Genomic DNA, 14,706 nt, shown 5'->3' with positions numbered 1-14,706 from the left:
CCCGGGGTCGATACGCCGGAGAGCTTCGATCGTTGACCGCCTCCGCGTCGCCGTATCCAAGGGGATCCGGCCGGGTGTACGCGCCGCAGCCCGCTATACGGCGGCCGCTGACCTCGACGGTCACCGCGGTTACGCCGTCGCGCCGCGTCCGAACCTGGTACGGCTGACACAGCCGGGTCGCGCCACACAGGCGCTGTATCCGGCGAGACGAGAGGTTGAGAACAGAGATATGCCAGAAACCACCGAACGCTCGAAGAGCTCGGCCGTCGAGGTCGAACCGGGTGTTTTCGAATCCGTTGCGCTGATCGACAACGGCATCTTCGGCACCCGCACCGTACGTTTCGAAACCGGCCGCCTGGCCAAGCAGGCCGCCGGTTCGGTCGTCGCCTACCTGGACGACGAGACCATGCTGCTGTCGGCGACCACCGCCGGTAAGCACCCCAAGGACCAGTTCGATTTCTTCCCGCTGACCGTCGATGTCGAAGAGCGGATGTACGCGGCGGGCCGGATCCCCGGATCCTTCTTCCGCCGTGAGGGCCGCCCCTCCACCGACGCGATTCTCACCTGCCGCCTCATCGACCGGCCGCTGCGCCCCTCCTTCGTGGACGGGCTGCGCAACGAGATCCAGGTCGTGGTGACGGTGCTGAGCCTGGATCCGAAGGATCTCTACGATGTGGTCGCCATCAACGCGGCCTCGGCGTCCACCCAGATCGCCGGCCTGCCGTTCTCCGGCCCGGTCGGCGGCGTACGGGTCGCGCTGATCAACGATGCCGCGGCCGGTACCCCGGCCGGCGGCCAGTGGGTCGCCTTCCCGACCAACGAACAGCTCGAGAAGGCTGTTTTCGATATGGTCGTGGCCGGGCGGGTCACCGATACCGGTGATGTCGCGATCATGATGGTCGAGGCGGAAGCCACCGAGAACGTGATCGAACTGGTCGAGGGCGGGGCGCAGGCGCCGACCGAAACCGTGGTCGCCGAGGGCCTCGAGGCCGCGAAGCCGTTCATCGCCCGCCTCTGCCGGGCCCAGCAGGATATGGCCGAGCTCGCAGCCAAGCCCACCGAGGATTTCCCGCTGTTCCCGCCGTACGCCGACGACGCGTATGCCGCCGTCGAAGACGCCGCCAAGGCGCCGCTGTCGGACGCGCTGGGTATCGCCGGTAAGCAGGAGCGCGAGGAGAAGATCGACGAGATCAAACTCGAGGTGCTCTCCCGGCTGGGTGGGTCGTTCGAGGGCCGCGAGAAGGAACTCGGCGCCGCTTTCCGCTCGGTGACCAAGAAGCTGGTCCGCCAGCGCATCCTGACCGACGGTTTCCGCATCGACGGCCGCGGCCTGGCCGATATCCGGGAACTGTCCGCGGAGGTCGCCGTGGTGCCGCGGGCGCACGGTTCGGCGCTGTTCGAGCGTGGCGAAACCCAGATCATGGGTGTCACCACCCTCGATATGGTCAAGATGGCGCAGCAGGTCGATTCGCTCGGCCCGGAAACCTCCAAGCGCTATATGCACCACTACAACTTCCCGCCGTACTCGACCGGTGAAACCGGTCGCGTGGGCTCGCCCAAGCGGCGCGAGATCGGCCACGGCGCGCTGGCCGAGCGGGCACTGATGCCGGTACTGCCGAGCCAGGACGAGTTCCCGTACGCCATCCGCCAGGTCTCCGAGGCGCTGAGCTCCAACGGCTCCACCTCGATGGGTTCGGTATGTGCCTCGACCCTGTCGCTGCTCAACGCCGGTGTGCCGCTGAAGGCGCCGGTCGCGGGTATCGCCATGGGCTTGGTGTCGGACACCGTCACCAACGAGGCCGGTGCCGCCGAGGTCCGCTATGTGGCGCTGACCGATATCCTCGGCGCCGAGGACGCGTTCGGCGATATGGACTTCAAGGTCGCCGGAACCCGTGACTTCGTCACCGCCCTGCAGCTGGACACCAAGCTCGACGGCATCCCCTCGCAGGTGCTGGCCGGTGCGCTGGGTCAGGCGCACGACGCCCGCACCACGATTCTGGACGTGATGGCCGAGGCCATCGCCACCCCGGACGAGATGAGCCCGTACGCGCCGCGCGTCACCGCGATCAAGATCCCGGTCGACAAGATCGGCGAGGTGATCGGGCCCAAGGGCAAGATGATCAACCAGATCACCGACGACACCGGCGCCAATATCTCCATCGAGGACGACGGCACCGTGTTCGTCGGCGCCACCGACGGCCCGTCCGCACAGGCCGCGATCGACGCCATCAACGCCATCGCGAACCCGCAGCTGCCCAAGGTCGGCGAACGGTTCCTCGGCACCGTGGTCAAGACCACCGCCTTCGGCGCGTTCGTCTCGCTGCTGCCCGGCCGCGACGGCCTGGTGCACATCTCCAAGCTCGGCAACGGTAAGCGCGTGGCCAAGGTGGAAGATGTGGTCAACGTCGGCGACAAACTGCGCGTGGAGATCGCCGATATCGACAACCGCGGCAAGATCTCGCTGGTGCCGGTCGACGAGAACGCCGACGAGGCGCCTGCCGAGGCGCCCGCCGATGCGGATGCCGCGGCGACCGAGTAGTACTGGTCGTGTGACGGAGCAGAAAACAGCGGCCCCCCTGCGCCCGAGTGGGCAGGGGGGTTCGTCATCGACGTGGCGGATCGGCGAAACCGTCGAAATCGACAACGGCGTGCGGCGTACCGTCCTGCCGGGTGGTCTGCGGGTGGTGACCGAGCACGTCCCCGGGGTCCGCTCGGCCTCCGTGGGGGTCTGGGTGGGGGTCGGCTCGCGGGACGAGGGCCCCACTGTCGCCGGTGCCGCGCATTTCCTGGAACACCTGCTGTTCAAGGCCACTCCGACCCGTTCGGCCCTCGATATCGCCGAGGCCATGGACGCGGTCGGCGGTGAACTCAACGCGTTTACGGCCAAGGAGCAGACCTGCTACTACGCCCATGTCGTGGACGAGGATCTGCCACTGGCGGTGGATCTGGTCAGCGATGTGGTACTCAACGGGCTGTGCCGGGCCGTGGATGTGGATGTGGAACGGCAGGTGGTGCTGGAAGAGATCGCCATGCGCGACGACGATCCCGAGGATCTCGTCGGCGATGCGTTCCTCACCGCCCTGTTCGGTGATCATCCGATCGGGCGGCCCGTTATCGGATCCATCGAGTCGATCGAAGGTATGCGGGCGAGCCAGCTGCGCTCCTTCCACCAGCGCCGGTACACGCCGGACCGGATGGTGGTGGCGGTGGCCGGCAATATCGATCACGAGCACACGGTGGAACTGGTGCACCGGGCGGTCGCCGGCCGGCTGGATCCGGCGGCGGCACCTGCGCCGCGGCGCGAGGGACATTTCCGGACTCGCTCCGCACCGGGGCTGAGCTGGAGCCATCGTGACAGCGAACAGGCGCATCTGGTGTTCGGCGTCCGCGCCTACGGCCGGCACGAGGGTCCGCGGCGGTGGCCGCTGTCGGTGCTGAACACCGTGATCGGTGGCGGTTTGAGCTCCCGGCTCTTCCAGCGGATCCGGGAGGAACGCGGGCTGGCGTACTCGGTGTATTCGAGTGTGGACACCTTCGCCGATACCGGCGCCTTCTCGGTGTATCTCGGCTGCCAGCCGGAGAACCTGAACGAGGTGGCGGCGCTGGCTCGCGGGGTGCTCGAGGAGGTCGCGGCCGAGGGGATCACCGATGCCGAATGTGCCCGTGCCAAAGGATCGTTACGTGGCGGGCTGGTGCTCGGGCTGGAGGATTCGGCGTCCCGGATGAACCGGATCGGGCGCAGTGAACTCAGCTACGGCAATCACCGCACCGTCTCCGAAACGCTGGCGCGGATCGATGCCGTGACCACCGAGGAAGTCGGAGATATCGCGCGTTCGCTACTGGCCCGGCCGTTCGCTGCCGCGGTCGCCGGGCCGTACCGCCGCAAACGAGATCTGCCCGCTGCTGTTACCCGGCTCGTCGGCTGAGATATCCGGCCGATCGCGATGCGCAGCGGTCAGTCATCGGTCGTTCGGTGACGCTTCGTGCCCGCTGCTCACCGAATGCGCGCAGTGTTGGGTATCGGGCTGCGGCTTCGGCATGTATCACGCGCGTGTGCGGGCCGGCTACCTCTGTGGGGCGCGGTTGGCGGCGTCCACGATCGAGGCCAGCAGTCCGGGTAACGCCTCGTCGAGTGCTTCGTGACGCAGCCGCTGGTAGGTATTGCCGTCGATGACCAGGCGTTCGGTGACACCGGCCTCGCGCAATATCTTGAAATGGTGGGTGGCGGTCGACTTGTTGATGCCCTCGTAGAGGGAGGCGCAACGCACCGGGGTGCCGGCGTTGCTGAGCCTGCGGACCATCTCGAGGCGTACGGGATCCTGCAGCGCGCCCAGAACGGCGGGTAGCGGGGCCACCGGAATCGCCGCGGTCGTGGTGTCGGTCAATGGTTCGCCTCATCGGTTTGATGATCGTCGTACCGTAAGTTACGGTCGATCCGGTTCGATAGTCTTCAAACTTACTTGATCGGGGTCTCGATGGCAGCGACGATCGCAGCGCCCGTACCGGATCGAGCGGTGCAGTCGTGGGCCTACGCGCTGATACTGGCAGCCACCGGTGTCGCTATGGGGGTCTCGGGTGTGCCCGCGCCGCTCTACGGTCTCTACGAGCAGGAATGGCATCTGTCGCCGCTGATCACCACCATCGTGTTCGCGGTGTATGCGGTGGCAGCCCTGGTTGCAGTGCTGATTTCGGGGCGAATCTCCGACGTGGTCGGGCGCAAACCGGTGTTGCTCGGCGCCTTCGTCACCATGATCGCGGGCCTCGTGGTATTCGTTCTCGCCGACACCGTAGCGATGCTCGTGCTGGCGCGGGCACTGCACGGCCTGGCAGTCGGCGCGACGGTCGTGGCCGGAGCCGCGGCGCTACTGGACCTGCGGCCGCACCGCGGCGCCCGATCCGGTCAGCTCAGCGGCGTGGCCTTCAACGTCGGAATGGCAGTCGCGATCATGGGGTCGGCACTGCTCGCGCAATACGCGCCCGATCCGTTGCGCACCCCGTACGTCGTCATCAGTGTGATCTGCCTGGTCGTGGCCGCGGGTGTCCTCGCCCTGCGGGAACCGCACTCGGCCCGGGTCGCGGGCCGGATCCGGATCGCGCGCCCGGCGGTTCCGCATGAGATCCGTGCCGATTTCTGGTTCTCAGCCCTGGGCGTGATGGCGGCATGGTCGGTGCTCGGCGTCCTGCTGTCGCTGTATCCGTCGCTGGCCGCGGAGCGTACCGGCATCCACAACCTGGTCTTCGGTGGAGTCGTGGTCGCCTCGACGGCCCTGGCTGCGGCCCTGGCGCAGCTGGTCGCGACGCGGGTGCCTGCCCGGCGGGCCGCCATCCTGGGCGATATCGGGATGGCGATCGCCCTGCTGCTGACCATTCCGGCCCTGGGCACCCATCAGTGGACGGTCGTGGTCGGTATCGGACTGGTACTCGGCGCCACCTTCGGGCTCGGCTTCGGTGGCTCGCTGCGCCACCTGTCCAATGTGGTGCCGGAGCGCAAGCGCGGCGAAACCATGTCCGCGTATTACCTGCTGGCCTATACGGCCATGGCACTGCCCACGGTGCTGGCCGGCTGGGCCGCCACCGCGTGGGGATTGGACAGGGTGTTCCCGTGGTTCGTCGCCGCAGTGGCACTGGCCTGCCTCGTCGCGGCGGCACTCGGGATGCGGCGCGGACGGCCCGTACCGGTCGCGGACTGAACGCGGGATCCGGGTGGCGATACCGCCACCCGGACCCGATCGCGTTACTCCGGCCAACCCCCGTACGGGACGGTGATCAGCTCCATGTAGTGGCCGCTGGGGTCCAGGAAGTACACCCCGCGTCCGCCGTCGTTGTGGTTGATCTCGCCGGGCGCGTGCTGATGTGGATCGGCCCAATGCTCGAGACCGTAACGCCGGATCTTGGCGTAGGCGGCGTCGAATTCCGTCTCCGAGATCAGGAATGCGTAGTGCTGACCCTGGATCTCGGTGATATGCGGCGGAACGTTCGCGAAATCGAACGTGACCCCGTGTGCAGTGGGTAAGGCAATGAACGGTCCCCATTCGGGGCCCAGCTCCAGCCCGAGGATATCGGCCCAGAATTCGGCCGATTCGCGGTTGTCACGGCAACCGACGATCGTGTGGTTGAACTGAACGGTCAAAGGAATATCTCCTCGAATCGTGACGATCCCGACCCCGGGCTCGGTACAAGGCGGCCAACGGGAGCACCGTCACGGCGAATCAGAATAGTCCGACTCGGATCATGAGCAAACCCCTGCCGCGGCCTACCGTGGTCGCATGAGAATTCGTGGGGCAGTCCTGGAACGTATCGGCGCACCCGGACCGTACGCCGAGTCGGTACCGATCACCGTCGGCGAACTCGATCTCGCCGACCCTGGCCCCGGCGAATTGCTGGTGCGGATCGAAGCGGCCGGAATCTGTCATTCGGACCTCTCCGTCGTCGACGGCAATCGGGTCCGGCCGGTGCCCATGCTGCTCGGCCACGAGGCCGCGGGAAAGGTCGAGGCCGCCGGACCGGACGCCGGGCTGCCGATCGGGCAGCGAGTGGTGATGACGTTCCTGCCTCGGTGCGGCGAATGTGCCGGATGTGCTTCGAACGGCCGGACGCCGTGCGTTCCCGGCAGCGCCGCCAACAATGCCGGGGAACTCCTGTCCGGTGGTCGCCGGCTGCACCGTGACGGCACCGAAGTCCACCACCACCTCGGGGTTTCCGGATTCGCCACCTATGCGGTGGTGGATCGCCGATCGGTGGTCCCGGTCGACGACGATGTGCCGCCGGATATCGCGGCGGTGCTGGGCTGTGCCGTTCTCACCGGTGGTGGGGCACTGCTGAACTCGGCGAAACCGGCCGCATCCGACCGCGTGATGGTGGTCGGGCTCGGCGGTGTCGGGATGGCGGCGGTGCTGGTGGCGGTTTCGCTCGGGGTCCGCGAGGTGATCGCCGTCGATACCGTTCCGGAGAAACTGGCACTGGCCCGCGATCTGGGCGCCACCAGCGCTCATACGCCGGCCGAGGTCGCCGACCGGGAGATCCTGGCCGAAGTGGTGGTCGAGGCGGTCGGTTCGGCCCGGGCCTTCGAGAGTGCGGTCGCCGCGACGGCGCCGGGCGGTACCACGGTGACGGTGGGCCTCCCGTCACCCGACGCCCGAGCCGGTATCTCGCCGCTGGGATTGGTGGCACAGGGACGCTCGATCGTCGGCAGCTATCTGGGGTCGGCGGTCCCGTCCCGCGATATCCCCGAATACGTCCGCATGTGGCGGACGGGCCGTTTGCCGGTGGAGAAACTGATCTCCGCCCGGATCGGGCTGCACGAGATCAACCGGGCGATGGACGAGTTGGCTGCCGGACACGCGCTGCGTCAAGTGATCGTCTTCTGACGCTGCGCGGTACGCGTCCGGTGCCGGGCGACGTTCACCCGGTTGGCGCACCGATCGGAGCAGAAGCGCCGCCGCCCGTTTCGTGAGGTGTCGACGAAGACCAGGGGGCATTCCGGGCGCGCGCACCGGCCGATCCGGTCCGGCGCCGCGCAGAACAGTTCGGCCAGCCCGGCAGCGGTGTATGCCTTCACCCGTTCGTCGAGCGGGGCGCTCTCGGCGGTGTAGTGCAGATGGGGCGCACGACCGTCGTGGGTCGAGATATACGGGCGGCTCGTCGTCTCGGCCAGCAGCGCGTTGAGCAACTCGACGCCGGGCGCGCGGAAGACCTCGTCGAGCCGCCGGGTCCAGCGCCACAGGGCGGCGGCCTGTGCCGGGCTCACGGTACCGATGGGCTTGTACCCGGCCTCGGCGAGCAGCAGCGCAAGATCCGTGCCGGGGGCTGCGTTGACCAGCCGCGCGGAGAGTTCGGCTGCCGCGCCGCCGTAAGGGTTGAAATGCATAGAACCATTACATCAGGCTGGCGGTATGACGATCACCTGCTCCGCCTGCGATTGGCCCGCGCCCACCCTGCTGTCCGAACACGGCACGGTGCGCTATTGGCGGTGTGTCTGCGGGCAATGGCTGGTGAGCGAGGCGGATACGGTCACGGCTGCACCCGGGAACAGTGATTTCGCCGTGGTACCGGCGAGCTGACGCGCGTGGGTTCGGCACCGTCCGTCCAGGACCGGGCTCGGCCGGCAGCCGCGGACCACGGCGACCACGCCCGCGGCGCCTATCCCCGAGGTGGGTCCGCCGGCGGGCAGCGGATCCGGCTCGGGGCTTCGCTGCCTCACCTCGCACGGCAGAATGCCGAGGGGGCCCGGTATCGCGACCGCGGGCGCGCCATAGACTCGGTGGGTCCGACTAGCAGGTAGGAGTGGTGAGGTGACGGCACCGATTCGGGTGGGTGTTCTGGGGGCGCAGGGCAAGGTCGGTCAGGCCGTCTGCGCTGCCGTCGAGGCGGCCGGCGATCTCGAACTGGTCGCCACCGTGGACAAGGACGATCCACTGACGCGGTTCACCGAGACCGGCACCCAGGTAGTGGTCGATTTCACCCACCCCGACGTGGTGATGGGTAATCTGCGCTTCCTGGTGGACAACGGTATCCACGCTGTCGTCGGCACCACCGGATTCGACACTGCCCGGCTCGACGAGGTGCGCGGCTGGTTGTCCGGCCGGCCCGACGTGGGCGTACTGATCGCCCCGAACTTCGCGATCGGCGCGGTGCTGTCGATGCGGTTCGCCGAACAGGCCGCCCGGTTCTTCGAATCGGTCGAGGTGATCGAACTGCATCATCCGAACAAGGCCGATGCCCCGTCCGGTACCGCCTATCGCACCGCGGGGATCATCGCCGAAGCCCGTAAACAAGCCGGCTCCGCACCCGTTCCGGACGCTACGACCACCGAACTCGACGGTGCGCGGGGCGCCGAGGTCGACGGGGTGCGTGTGCATTCGGTGCGGCTGGCCGGGCTCGTCGCCCACCAGGAGGTGCTGTTCGGCACGCAGGGGGAGACACTGACCATCCGGCACGATTCCATCGACCGTTCGTCGTTCGCACCGGGTGTGCTGCTGGGGGTCCGGCAGATCGGCGGGCGGCCGGGCCTCACTGTCGGGCTCGACCCGTTCCTCGACCTGTGAGCGAGACCGGCGGCGCCACCGGCGAATCCGGTCCGGACCGTGCCGTACTGAAGATCCTCGCCATGGTGGCCTTCCTGGTCGTGGCGCTGATCTTCTACTTCCTGTGGCTGGGCCGGATCGCCGTGGAACTGCTGACCTCCGGTGATATCGCCGCCATCGGCCTGGGTATCGGGGTTCTCATTCTGCCGCTGCTCGGCGTGTGGATGGTCGTGTCCACCATCCGGTCCGCGCTGGACCATCAGCGCCTGGCCCGCCGCATCCAGGACGAGGGGCTGGAACTGGAGGTCGACGATCTCCCGCGCCGTCCCTCCGGGCGGATCGAACGAGGAGCTGCCGACGAGTTGTTCCTCACGGTGAAACAGGAATGGGAGGCCGACCCCGACAACTGGCGGGTCTCCTACCGGCTGGCCCGCGCCTACGACTACGCCGGGGACCGGGCCCGGGCGCGCAGCACCATGCGCCGCGCGGTGGAACTGGAACGGCACGAACGAGACTAGGCTCGCCGTGTGCCGACGTTGCTGATCATTCATCACACACCGTCGCCGTTCATGCAGGCGATGTTCGAAGCCGTGGTCGCGGGGGCGACCGATCCGGAAATCGAGGGTGTGGAGGTGGTGCGCCGGGCGGCGCTGGCCGTATCATCCGCGGATGTGCTGGCGGCGGACGGATATCTGCTCGGCACTCCGGCCAACCTCGGGTACATGAGCGGCGCTCTCAAACACGCCTTCGATGTCATCTACTACCCCTGCCTCGATTCGACGCGGGGCCGGCCATTCGGCCTCTATCTGCACGGTAACGAGGGCACCGAGGGAGCCGAGCGCGGTGTCACCTCCATCACCACCGGTCTGGGATGGGCGAAGGCCGCCGACTACGTGGCGGTGTCGGGGAAGCCGGGCAAGGACGACCTCGAAACATGCTGGGAACTCGGCGCGACCGTGGCGGCACAGCTGATGGCGTAGGCCCGTTCGGCCGCGGCGATCCGGTGGTTCCCCTGGAATCGGGGGCTGACCTCGACGCGCGCACAACGCCATACTGCTCTGGACGGGGGCGTGCCTGATGGGAGTTGTGTAGTGACGGACAGCATCGGAGGCCGGAGCGGGCCACGCCGGATCGGTCTGGTCGAGGACCACGAATCGGTGGCGATCGGCCTGGTGGCGATGCTCGAACCCGAGCCGGATCTGGAATTGGTGGTGACCGCGGGCACGGTCGCCGGATTACTGGCCGAACCGGCCTGCCGGATCGAGGGTGTACCGGCGCTGGATCTGGTAGTGCTGGATCTGCGTCTCGCCGACGATTCCACGCCCGAGGACAATGTGGCGGCCTTGCGCGAGCACGGCGTCGAGGTGCTGGTTTTCACCGGCGCCGACAATCCGTTTCTGGTGCGTTCGGCGGCCCGCGCCGGAGTTCTGGGTGTGGTCCGGAAATCCGAGGATGTGGCGACCGTGGTCGGCGCAGTGCGCCGCGCCGCGTCCGGGGAGCAGGTGGTGACCACCGATTGGGCCGCCGCCATCGACGGCGACCCACAATTGTCCAGGGTCGGTTTGAGTCCGCGCCAGGAAGAGGTGCTCACGCTGTATGCGTCCGGGGAGAAGGCGTCGCGGGTGGCGCGCCTGACCGGGCTCTCCGAACAGACCGTGAACGACTATCTGGGCCGCATCCGGCAGAAGTATGCCGACGCGGGACGGCCTGCGCCCACCAAGACGGACCTCTACAAGCGGGCGGTCGAGGACGGCTGGTTGCCGGTTCCCGAACATCGCCGGTCATGAGCGCGATCTCCCCCGTCGAGGCGCCGCGGCGCCCGGCGTCATCGCTGCAGCGGCCGCGGGACCTGTGGTCGATATCGGTAGCGCTGGTCCGTTCGCGTAATGCCGATCCCGAACTGGCCGCCGACCGGGTGGTCCGGCGGTTCGGCCTGGTGATCGGGCTCGTCGGGACGATCGCCGCGGTACTCGAGCTGCCCGAGATCATCGTGCAGCATCGCCCGGTCCCGTTGATCTGGACGCTCATCACCTTCGCCGTCGCATTCGGCATGCTGCCGGTACTCGCGGCGGTCTCGCTGATCGCGCGGGCCCGGCTGGTGCAGGCGGTGGCCGGGGCCGCCGCACTGGGCTACCTCGCCGGGATGGCGCTGGTGATGCCTTACTACTACGAGATCGCGGAAGCGCCGGGACTGATCTGGGCGCATCGGCTGATCATGATCGGTGTGCTCGCGGCGGCGGTGGCCTGGCGGCCGTGGATATCGGTCGGCTACCTCGTGGTCACCGCGGCGACGCCGGGTATCGCGCTGTACGTGATGTTCGACGACACCACGGTGCCGGCCGTTCTGGACAATGTCGCCCGCAACGTCGGTCTGTGCCTGCTGTTCCTCTGGTGTGTTGTGCACGCGCGATCAGCCGGTGCGCGGGTGGACCGGGAATCGGTGATCGCGGGCGAACGCGCGGCGGCGATCGCGGGGACGGCGGCCAGGGAACGGGAACGCGCACGCTTCGCTGTGCTGATCCACGATGCGGTGTTGTCCACACTGTTGGATGCCTCCCGCTCCGGTGCCGGCGGCACTTCGGCCGTGCTGCGGCAACAGGCGCGACGCACGCTCGACCAGCTCGACGCCACTCGCTTCTCCGGTGCCGATACCGGACTGCTGGACGCGCGCTCGGCCGTGGGTTTCCTGCGCGCCGCGGTGCACGAAGTCAATGCCGATATCGAGTTCACCGTGCATCGCGGCGGTAACGACAGCGAACTGCGGATGCCGTTGTCCGCGGCCGGCCCGCTGGCCGCGGCACTGGCCGAGGCGGTCCGCAACAGTCTGCGGCACGCCGGCGTATCCGGTCGCCGGGTACGCCGTGAGGTGACCGCGACCGTCGGCGCGGGCGGGATACTGGTGGTGTTCCAGGACGATGGTGCGGGTTTCGACCGGTCGTCGGTGCCCGCGGATCGGCTCGGCATCTCGGCGAGCATTCTGGGCCGGATGCGGCAGCTGCCCGGCGGTGCCGGTTTTGTGGAATCGGAACCGGGGCATGGAACATCAGTCACCCTCATGTGGGGTAATGCGGGAAGCGTCGACGATGACCGAGAAACGTAGCGGGCAAGCCCGGCCGTACACCGAGGTTCCCGGCCGGGAGGGCGTCGAACAGCGCGACGTGGATTTCGAACTACGCTCTCTACTGGGAATGCGCGGCCGATCCGGCTGGGTGTTCCGGGTAGGTCTCGCCGCGACCATCACCCTGTACATGACCCCGTCGTTGAACGATGTCCCGGTCGCGCAGTTCGTCGTCGCGATCGCCGCGATGCTCGGTGCGGGCGCGATCCTGGTTCTGCTGCCCGGTGACCCACTGCCGTGGCCCGCCACCGCTGCGGTGATCGTGGCGGGGCCCGTGGCCGTGCTGGCGACGCATCTGAATTTCGCCGAGGGTGCCGTGCGCCAGCCGTGGGCGGCCTTCGCCGCGTCCTATGTGCTGGCGGTGCTGGCGGTGCGCGGCCGGATCGTCGCGGCCTGGGTAGGTGCGGTGGCGGTGGCGGCTGCGGTCGGCTTCGTGGATATCGTGCTGGATATTTCGGTCGGGTCCCTCTTCATATCGATCCTTGCGCTGGCCTGTCTGGCCGGGGCCACGGTGTGTGCGCTGATCTTGCGGCCCACACAGCGTTCGCTGCGGCTGCTACACGATGACGTTGCCATGCGGGCGGCGGCCGAAGCGACCATGGCGGCCGAGCATTCCGAACGGATCCGCCAGCTGAGCCGGTTGGACGAGCTGGCCAGGCCGATGCTGGAGCGCATCGCCCGCGGTGTGGAACTGACACCGGCCGATCGGGAGGTCTGCCGCCTGCTGGAAGCCGAACTACGCGACGGTCTGCGGGCGCCGCAACTGGTCACCGATCAGCTCAATGCCGCGGCACGTGGTGCGCGGTCGCGTGGGGTGGAGGTGCTCCTGCTCGACGACGGCGGGTTCGCCGGCGAGGCGGTGGCGTTGCGCGCCCGGGTGCTCGAACTCGCTGTGCGCGAGCTCGACGCGGCCAACGCCGGGTCGGTCACCATCCGGGTACTCCCGGTCGGGCGGCGAAATCTGGCGACCATCCTGGCGAGCGCACCCGGCGGCGACCGGCGTACCGAGATCGGCAGTACCGGTGAGATCCTGGTCTCGACCTGATCAGGGTGTGGTGTCGTCGCGTTTCCCGGTGCCGTAGCCACCACGCATCTGATCGCGCAATGCGCCGGACACCACACCGGCCATCCAGGAGTTCAGGGATTGCCCGCTCTGCGCGGCGGCTTCTTCGGCCCGGGATTTCACCTGTTCGACCAGCCGCAGGGTCACCCGGCTGATATCGCCGGTCATTTCCTCGAAGCTGGGGTTGTCGCCGGCCGGCGCGCGACCCACCTCGACCGTGGCTTCGTCGTCGTGCAGTGAAACACGTACGGTGCGGTCTCCCAGCTCGGTCGAGACGGTATCGGCGAGTTCGGTGAGCGCCGCGAGCAGGGTCAGCCGGGCCGAGTTCTCCACCGCTTTGGCGAGGGCCTCGGCCGTGGCCTGCGTTTTCTCGTCGCCGAGGGCGGCCGCGGCAATCAGGTCGTCGCGAATTCGGGTGGTGTATCGGGTCAGATCCATGACATCAGTGTGACGCCTTTCGTGATGTCATACAACCCCCTACGCGACGCCATTGGGATGCCGTAGTGATGTCACCACCGGCTCCGGCGGCCCAGAACACAGACGAGGGTGTCGAGGGCTACCCGGTGACCGGGTAGCCTTTCTGACCATGACGAACGGTGAATCGACGCCTCCGGTGTTGAGCGCGTCCGGCACGGTAGGTGTCGCGATGGTGACCCCCTTCAGCGCCGAGGGCAAGCTCGACATAGACACCGGCGTCACCCTTGCGCACCGTCTGGTCGAGCGGGGTGTCGACCTGCTCGCGATCTCCGGTACCACCGGCGAATCGCCGACCACCACCGAATCGGAGAAGGCGGATCTGCTGCGGGCGGTGGTGGACGCGGTCGGTAACCGGGCCACCGTCATCGCCGGTGCCGGAACCTACGACACCGCCCATTCGATCGAACTCGCCCGCAATGCCCAGCGTGCGGGCGCACACGGCCTGCTGGTCGTGACTCCTTACTATTCGCGGCCGACCCAGGAGGGTCTGTTCGCACATTTCACCGCCGTCGCCGATGCCACCGATCTCCCGGTGACCCTCTACGACATTCCGCCCAGATCGGTGGTACCGATCGCCTCGGATACCATCCGCCGGCTCGCCGAACATCCGCGGATCGTCGCGGTCAAGGACGCCAAGGGCGACCTGAATGCAGGCGCGGCCCTCATCGCCGAAACCGATCTCGCCTTCTACTCCGGCGACGATATGTTGAATCTGCCGTGGCTGGCGATGGGTGCGGTCGGCTTCATCAGCGTGATCGGGCATCTGGTTCCGGAACGGCTGCGCGAGATGGTGGACGCGTTCGCCGCCGGTGATGTGGTGCGCGCCCGTGATATCAACACCAGCCTGCTCTGGCTCAACGCCGCCATGGCGCGGCTCGGCGGAGTGGCTATGACGAAAGGTGGACTTCGATTGCTCGGCGTCGACGTCGGCGAACCTCGGCTGCCACAGATCATGCCGAGCCCCGAACAGCTCGAGGATCTGGCCGCAGACCTGCGTGCCGCCGGGGTGCTCGAATGACCGACCC

General features: G+C 68.0%; 16 protein-coding genes. 12 read left to right on the top strand and 4 right to left on the bottom strand.

Annotated features, from left to right (window positions below; translation table 11 throughout):
* Positions 1–229: 229 nt before the first annotated feature.
* Together ON22_RS17160 and ON22_RS17155 are read left to right on the top strand one after the other, a co-directional pair.
* Positions 230–2,539, top strand: coding sequence for a polyribonucleotide nucleotidyltransferase (locus ON22_RS17160; protein ID WP_033241445.1), 2,310 nt, complete (start codon positions 230–232; stop codon positions 2,537–2,539).
* Entirely contained in the window at positions 2,520–3,926 is a 1,407-nt protein-coding gene (locus tag ON22_RS17155; protein WP_373280873.1) for a M16 family metallopeptidase, read from the top strand. The genes ON22_RS17160 and ON22_RS17155 overlap by 20 nt, the downstream gene beginning before the upstream one ends.
* A 138-nt stretch (positions 3,927–4,064) precedes the next feature.
* Here ON22_RS17155 and ON22_RS17150 read toward each other — a convergent pair whose 3' ends face one another.
* Positions 4,065–4,385 carry an ArsR/SmtB family transcription factor gene (locus ON22_RS17150; RefSeq protein ID WP_033241446.1) on the bottom strand — a complete coding sequence of 107 codons (321 nt, stop codon included), beginning with the start codon at positions 4,383–4,385 and terminating at the stop codon, positions 4,065–4,067.
* A gap of 90 nt (positions 4,386–4,475) precedes the next feature.
* Between ON22_RS17150 and ON22_RS17145 the strand changes: the two genes are divergently transcribed.
* Positions 4,476–5,690, top strand: a complete 1,215-nt coding sequence (locus ON22_RS17145) for an MFS transporter (RefSeq protein WP_033241447.1) — start codon at positions 4,476–4,478, stop codon at positions 5,688–5,690.
* Positions 5,691–5,734: 44 nt separating this feature from the next.
* On the opposite strand, the gene ON22_RS17140 is transcribed toward ON22_RS17145, so the two are convergent.
* Positions 5,735–6,130, bottom strand: a complete 396-nt coding sequence (locus ON22_RS17140) for a VOC family protein (protein ID WP_033241448.1) — start codon at positions 6,128–6,130, stop codon at positions 5,735–5,737.
* Between the two features lie 136 nt (positions 6,131–6,266).
* On the opposite strand from ON22_RS17140, the gene ON22_RS17135 reads away from it, so the two are divergent.
* Positions 6,267–7,367, top strand: coding sequence for an alcohol dehydrogenase catalytic domain-containing protein (locus tag ON22_RS17135; RefSeq protein WP_033241449.1), 1,101 nt, complete (start codon positions 6,267–6,269; stop codon positions 7,365–7,367).
* Here the strand turns inward: ON22_RS17135 and ON22_RS17130 are convergent.
* Positions 7,349–7,867, bottom strand: a complete 519-nt coding sequence (locus ON22_RS17130; protein WP_033241450.1) for a CGNR zinc finger domain-containing protein — start codon at positions 7,865–7,867, stop codon at positions 7,349–7,351. The genes ON22_RS17135 and ON22_RS17130 overlap by 19 nt on opposite strands.
* A gap of 25 nt (positions 7,868–7,892) precedes the next feature.
* Here ON22_RS17130 and ON22_RS17125 point away from each other — a divergent pair, with 25 nt between their 5' ends.
* From ON22_RS17125 to ON22_RS17095, 7 genes are all read left to right on the top strand, one after another.
* Positions 7,893–8,060, top strand: coding sequence for a hypothetical protein (locus ON22_RS17125; RefSeq protein ID WP_231507917.1), 168 nt, complete (start codon positions 7,893–7,895; stop codon positions 8,058–8,060).
* 231 nt (positions 8,061–8,291) lie between these two features.
* Positions 8,292–9,044 (top strand): 4-hydroxy-tetrahydrodipicolinate reductase, encoded by a 753-nt coding sequence (dapB, locus tag ON22_RS17120; protein WP_174375599.1) that lies wholly within the window; start codon positions 8,292–8,294, stop codon positions 9,042–9,044.
* A 62-nt stretch (positions 9,045–9,106) separates the two neighbouring features.
* A complete protein-coding gene (locus ON22_RS17115) occupies positions 9,107–9,541 on the top strand; it encodes a hypothetical protein (protein WP_033242227.1) in 435 nt (144 codons plus the stop codon).
* A gap of 9 nt (positions 9,542–9,550) precedes the next feature.
* A complete protein-coding gene (locus tag ON22_RS17110) occupies positions 9,551–10,003 on the top strand; it encodes a flavodoxin family protein (protein ID WP_033241453.1) in 453 nt (150 codons plus the stop codon).
* A gap of 90 nt (positions 10,004–10,093) precedes the next feature.
* Positions 10,094–10,810 (top strand): helix-turn-helix transcriptional regulator, encoded by a 717-nt coding sequence (locus ON22_RS17105; RefSeq protein WP_373280871.1) that lies wholly within the window; start codon positions 10,094–10,096, stop codon positions 10,808–10,810.
* Positions 10,807–12,123 (top strand): ATP-binding protein, encoded by a 1,317-nt coding sequence (locus ON22_RS17100; RefSeq protein ID WP_051157732.1) that lies wholly within the window; start codon positions 10,807–10,809, stop codon positions 12,121–12,123. Before ON22_RS17105 ends, ON22_RS17100 begins: the two co-directional genes overlap by 4 nt.
* A complete protein-coding gene (locus ON22_RS17095; protein ID WP_231507919.1) occupies positions 12,107–13,186 on the top strand; it encodes a DUF8320 family protein in 1,080 nt (359 codons plus the stop codon). Before ON22_RS17100 ends, ON22_RS17095 begins: the two co-directional genes overlap by 17 nt.
* Here ON22_RS17095 and ON22_RS17090 read toward each other — a convergent pair whose 3' ends face one another.
* The gene (locus ON22_RS17090) at positions 13,187–13,642 is read right to left on the bottom strand and encodes a hypothetical protein (protein WP_033241454.1); all 456 of its coding nucleotides are present in this window, start codon (positions 13,640–13,642) and stop codon (positions 13,187–13,189) included.
* Positions 13,643–13,790: 148 nt separating this feature from the next.
* On the opposite strand from ON22_RS17090, the gene dapA reads away from it, so the two are divergent.
* The gene (gene dapA, locus ON22_RS17085; protein WP_033241455.1) at positions 13,791–14,699 is read left to right on the top strand and encodes a 4-hydroxy-tetrahydrodipicolinate synthase; all 909 of its coding nucleotides are present in this window, start codon (positions 13,791–13,793) and stop codon (positions 14,697–14,699) included.
* Positions 14,700–14,706: the final 7 nt, after the last annotated feature.

It is taken from the genome of Nocardia carnea NBRC 14403 (genome assembly GCF_000308515.1).
GTDB classification, from domain to species: domain Bacteria; phylum Actinomycetota; class Actinomycetes; order Mycobacteriales; family Mycobacteriaceae; genus Nocardia; species Nocardia carnea.
The sequence above is the reverse complement of the archived record's forward strand: the minus strand, read 5'-3'. Positions and strand labels throughout refer to the sequence as shown.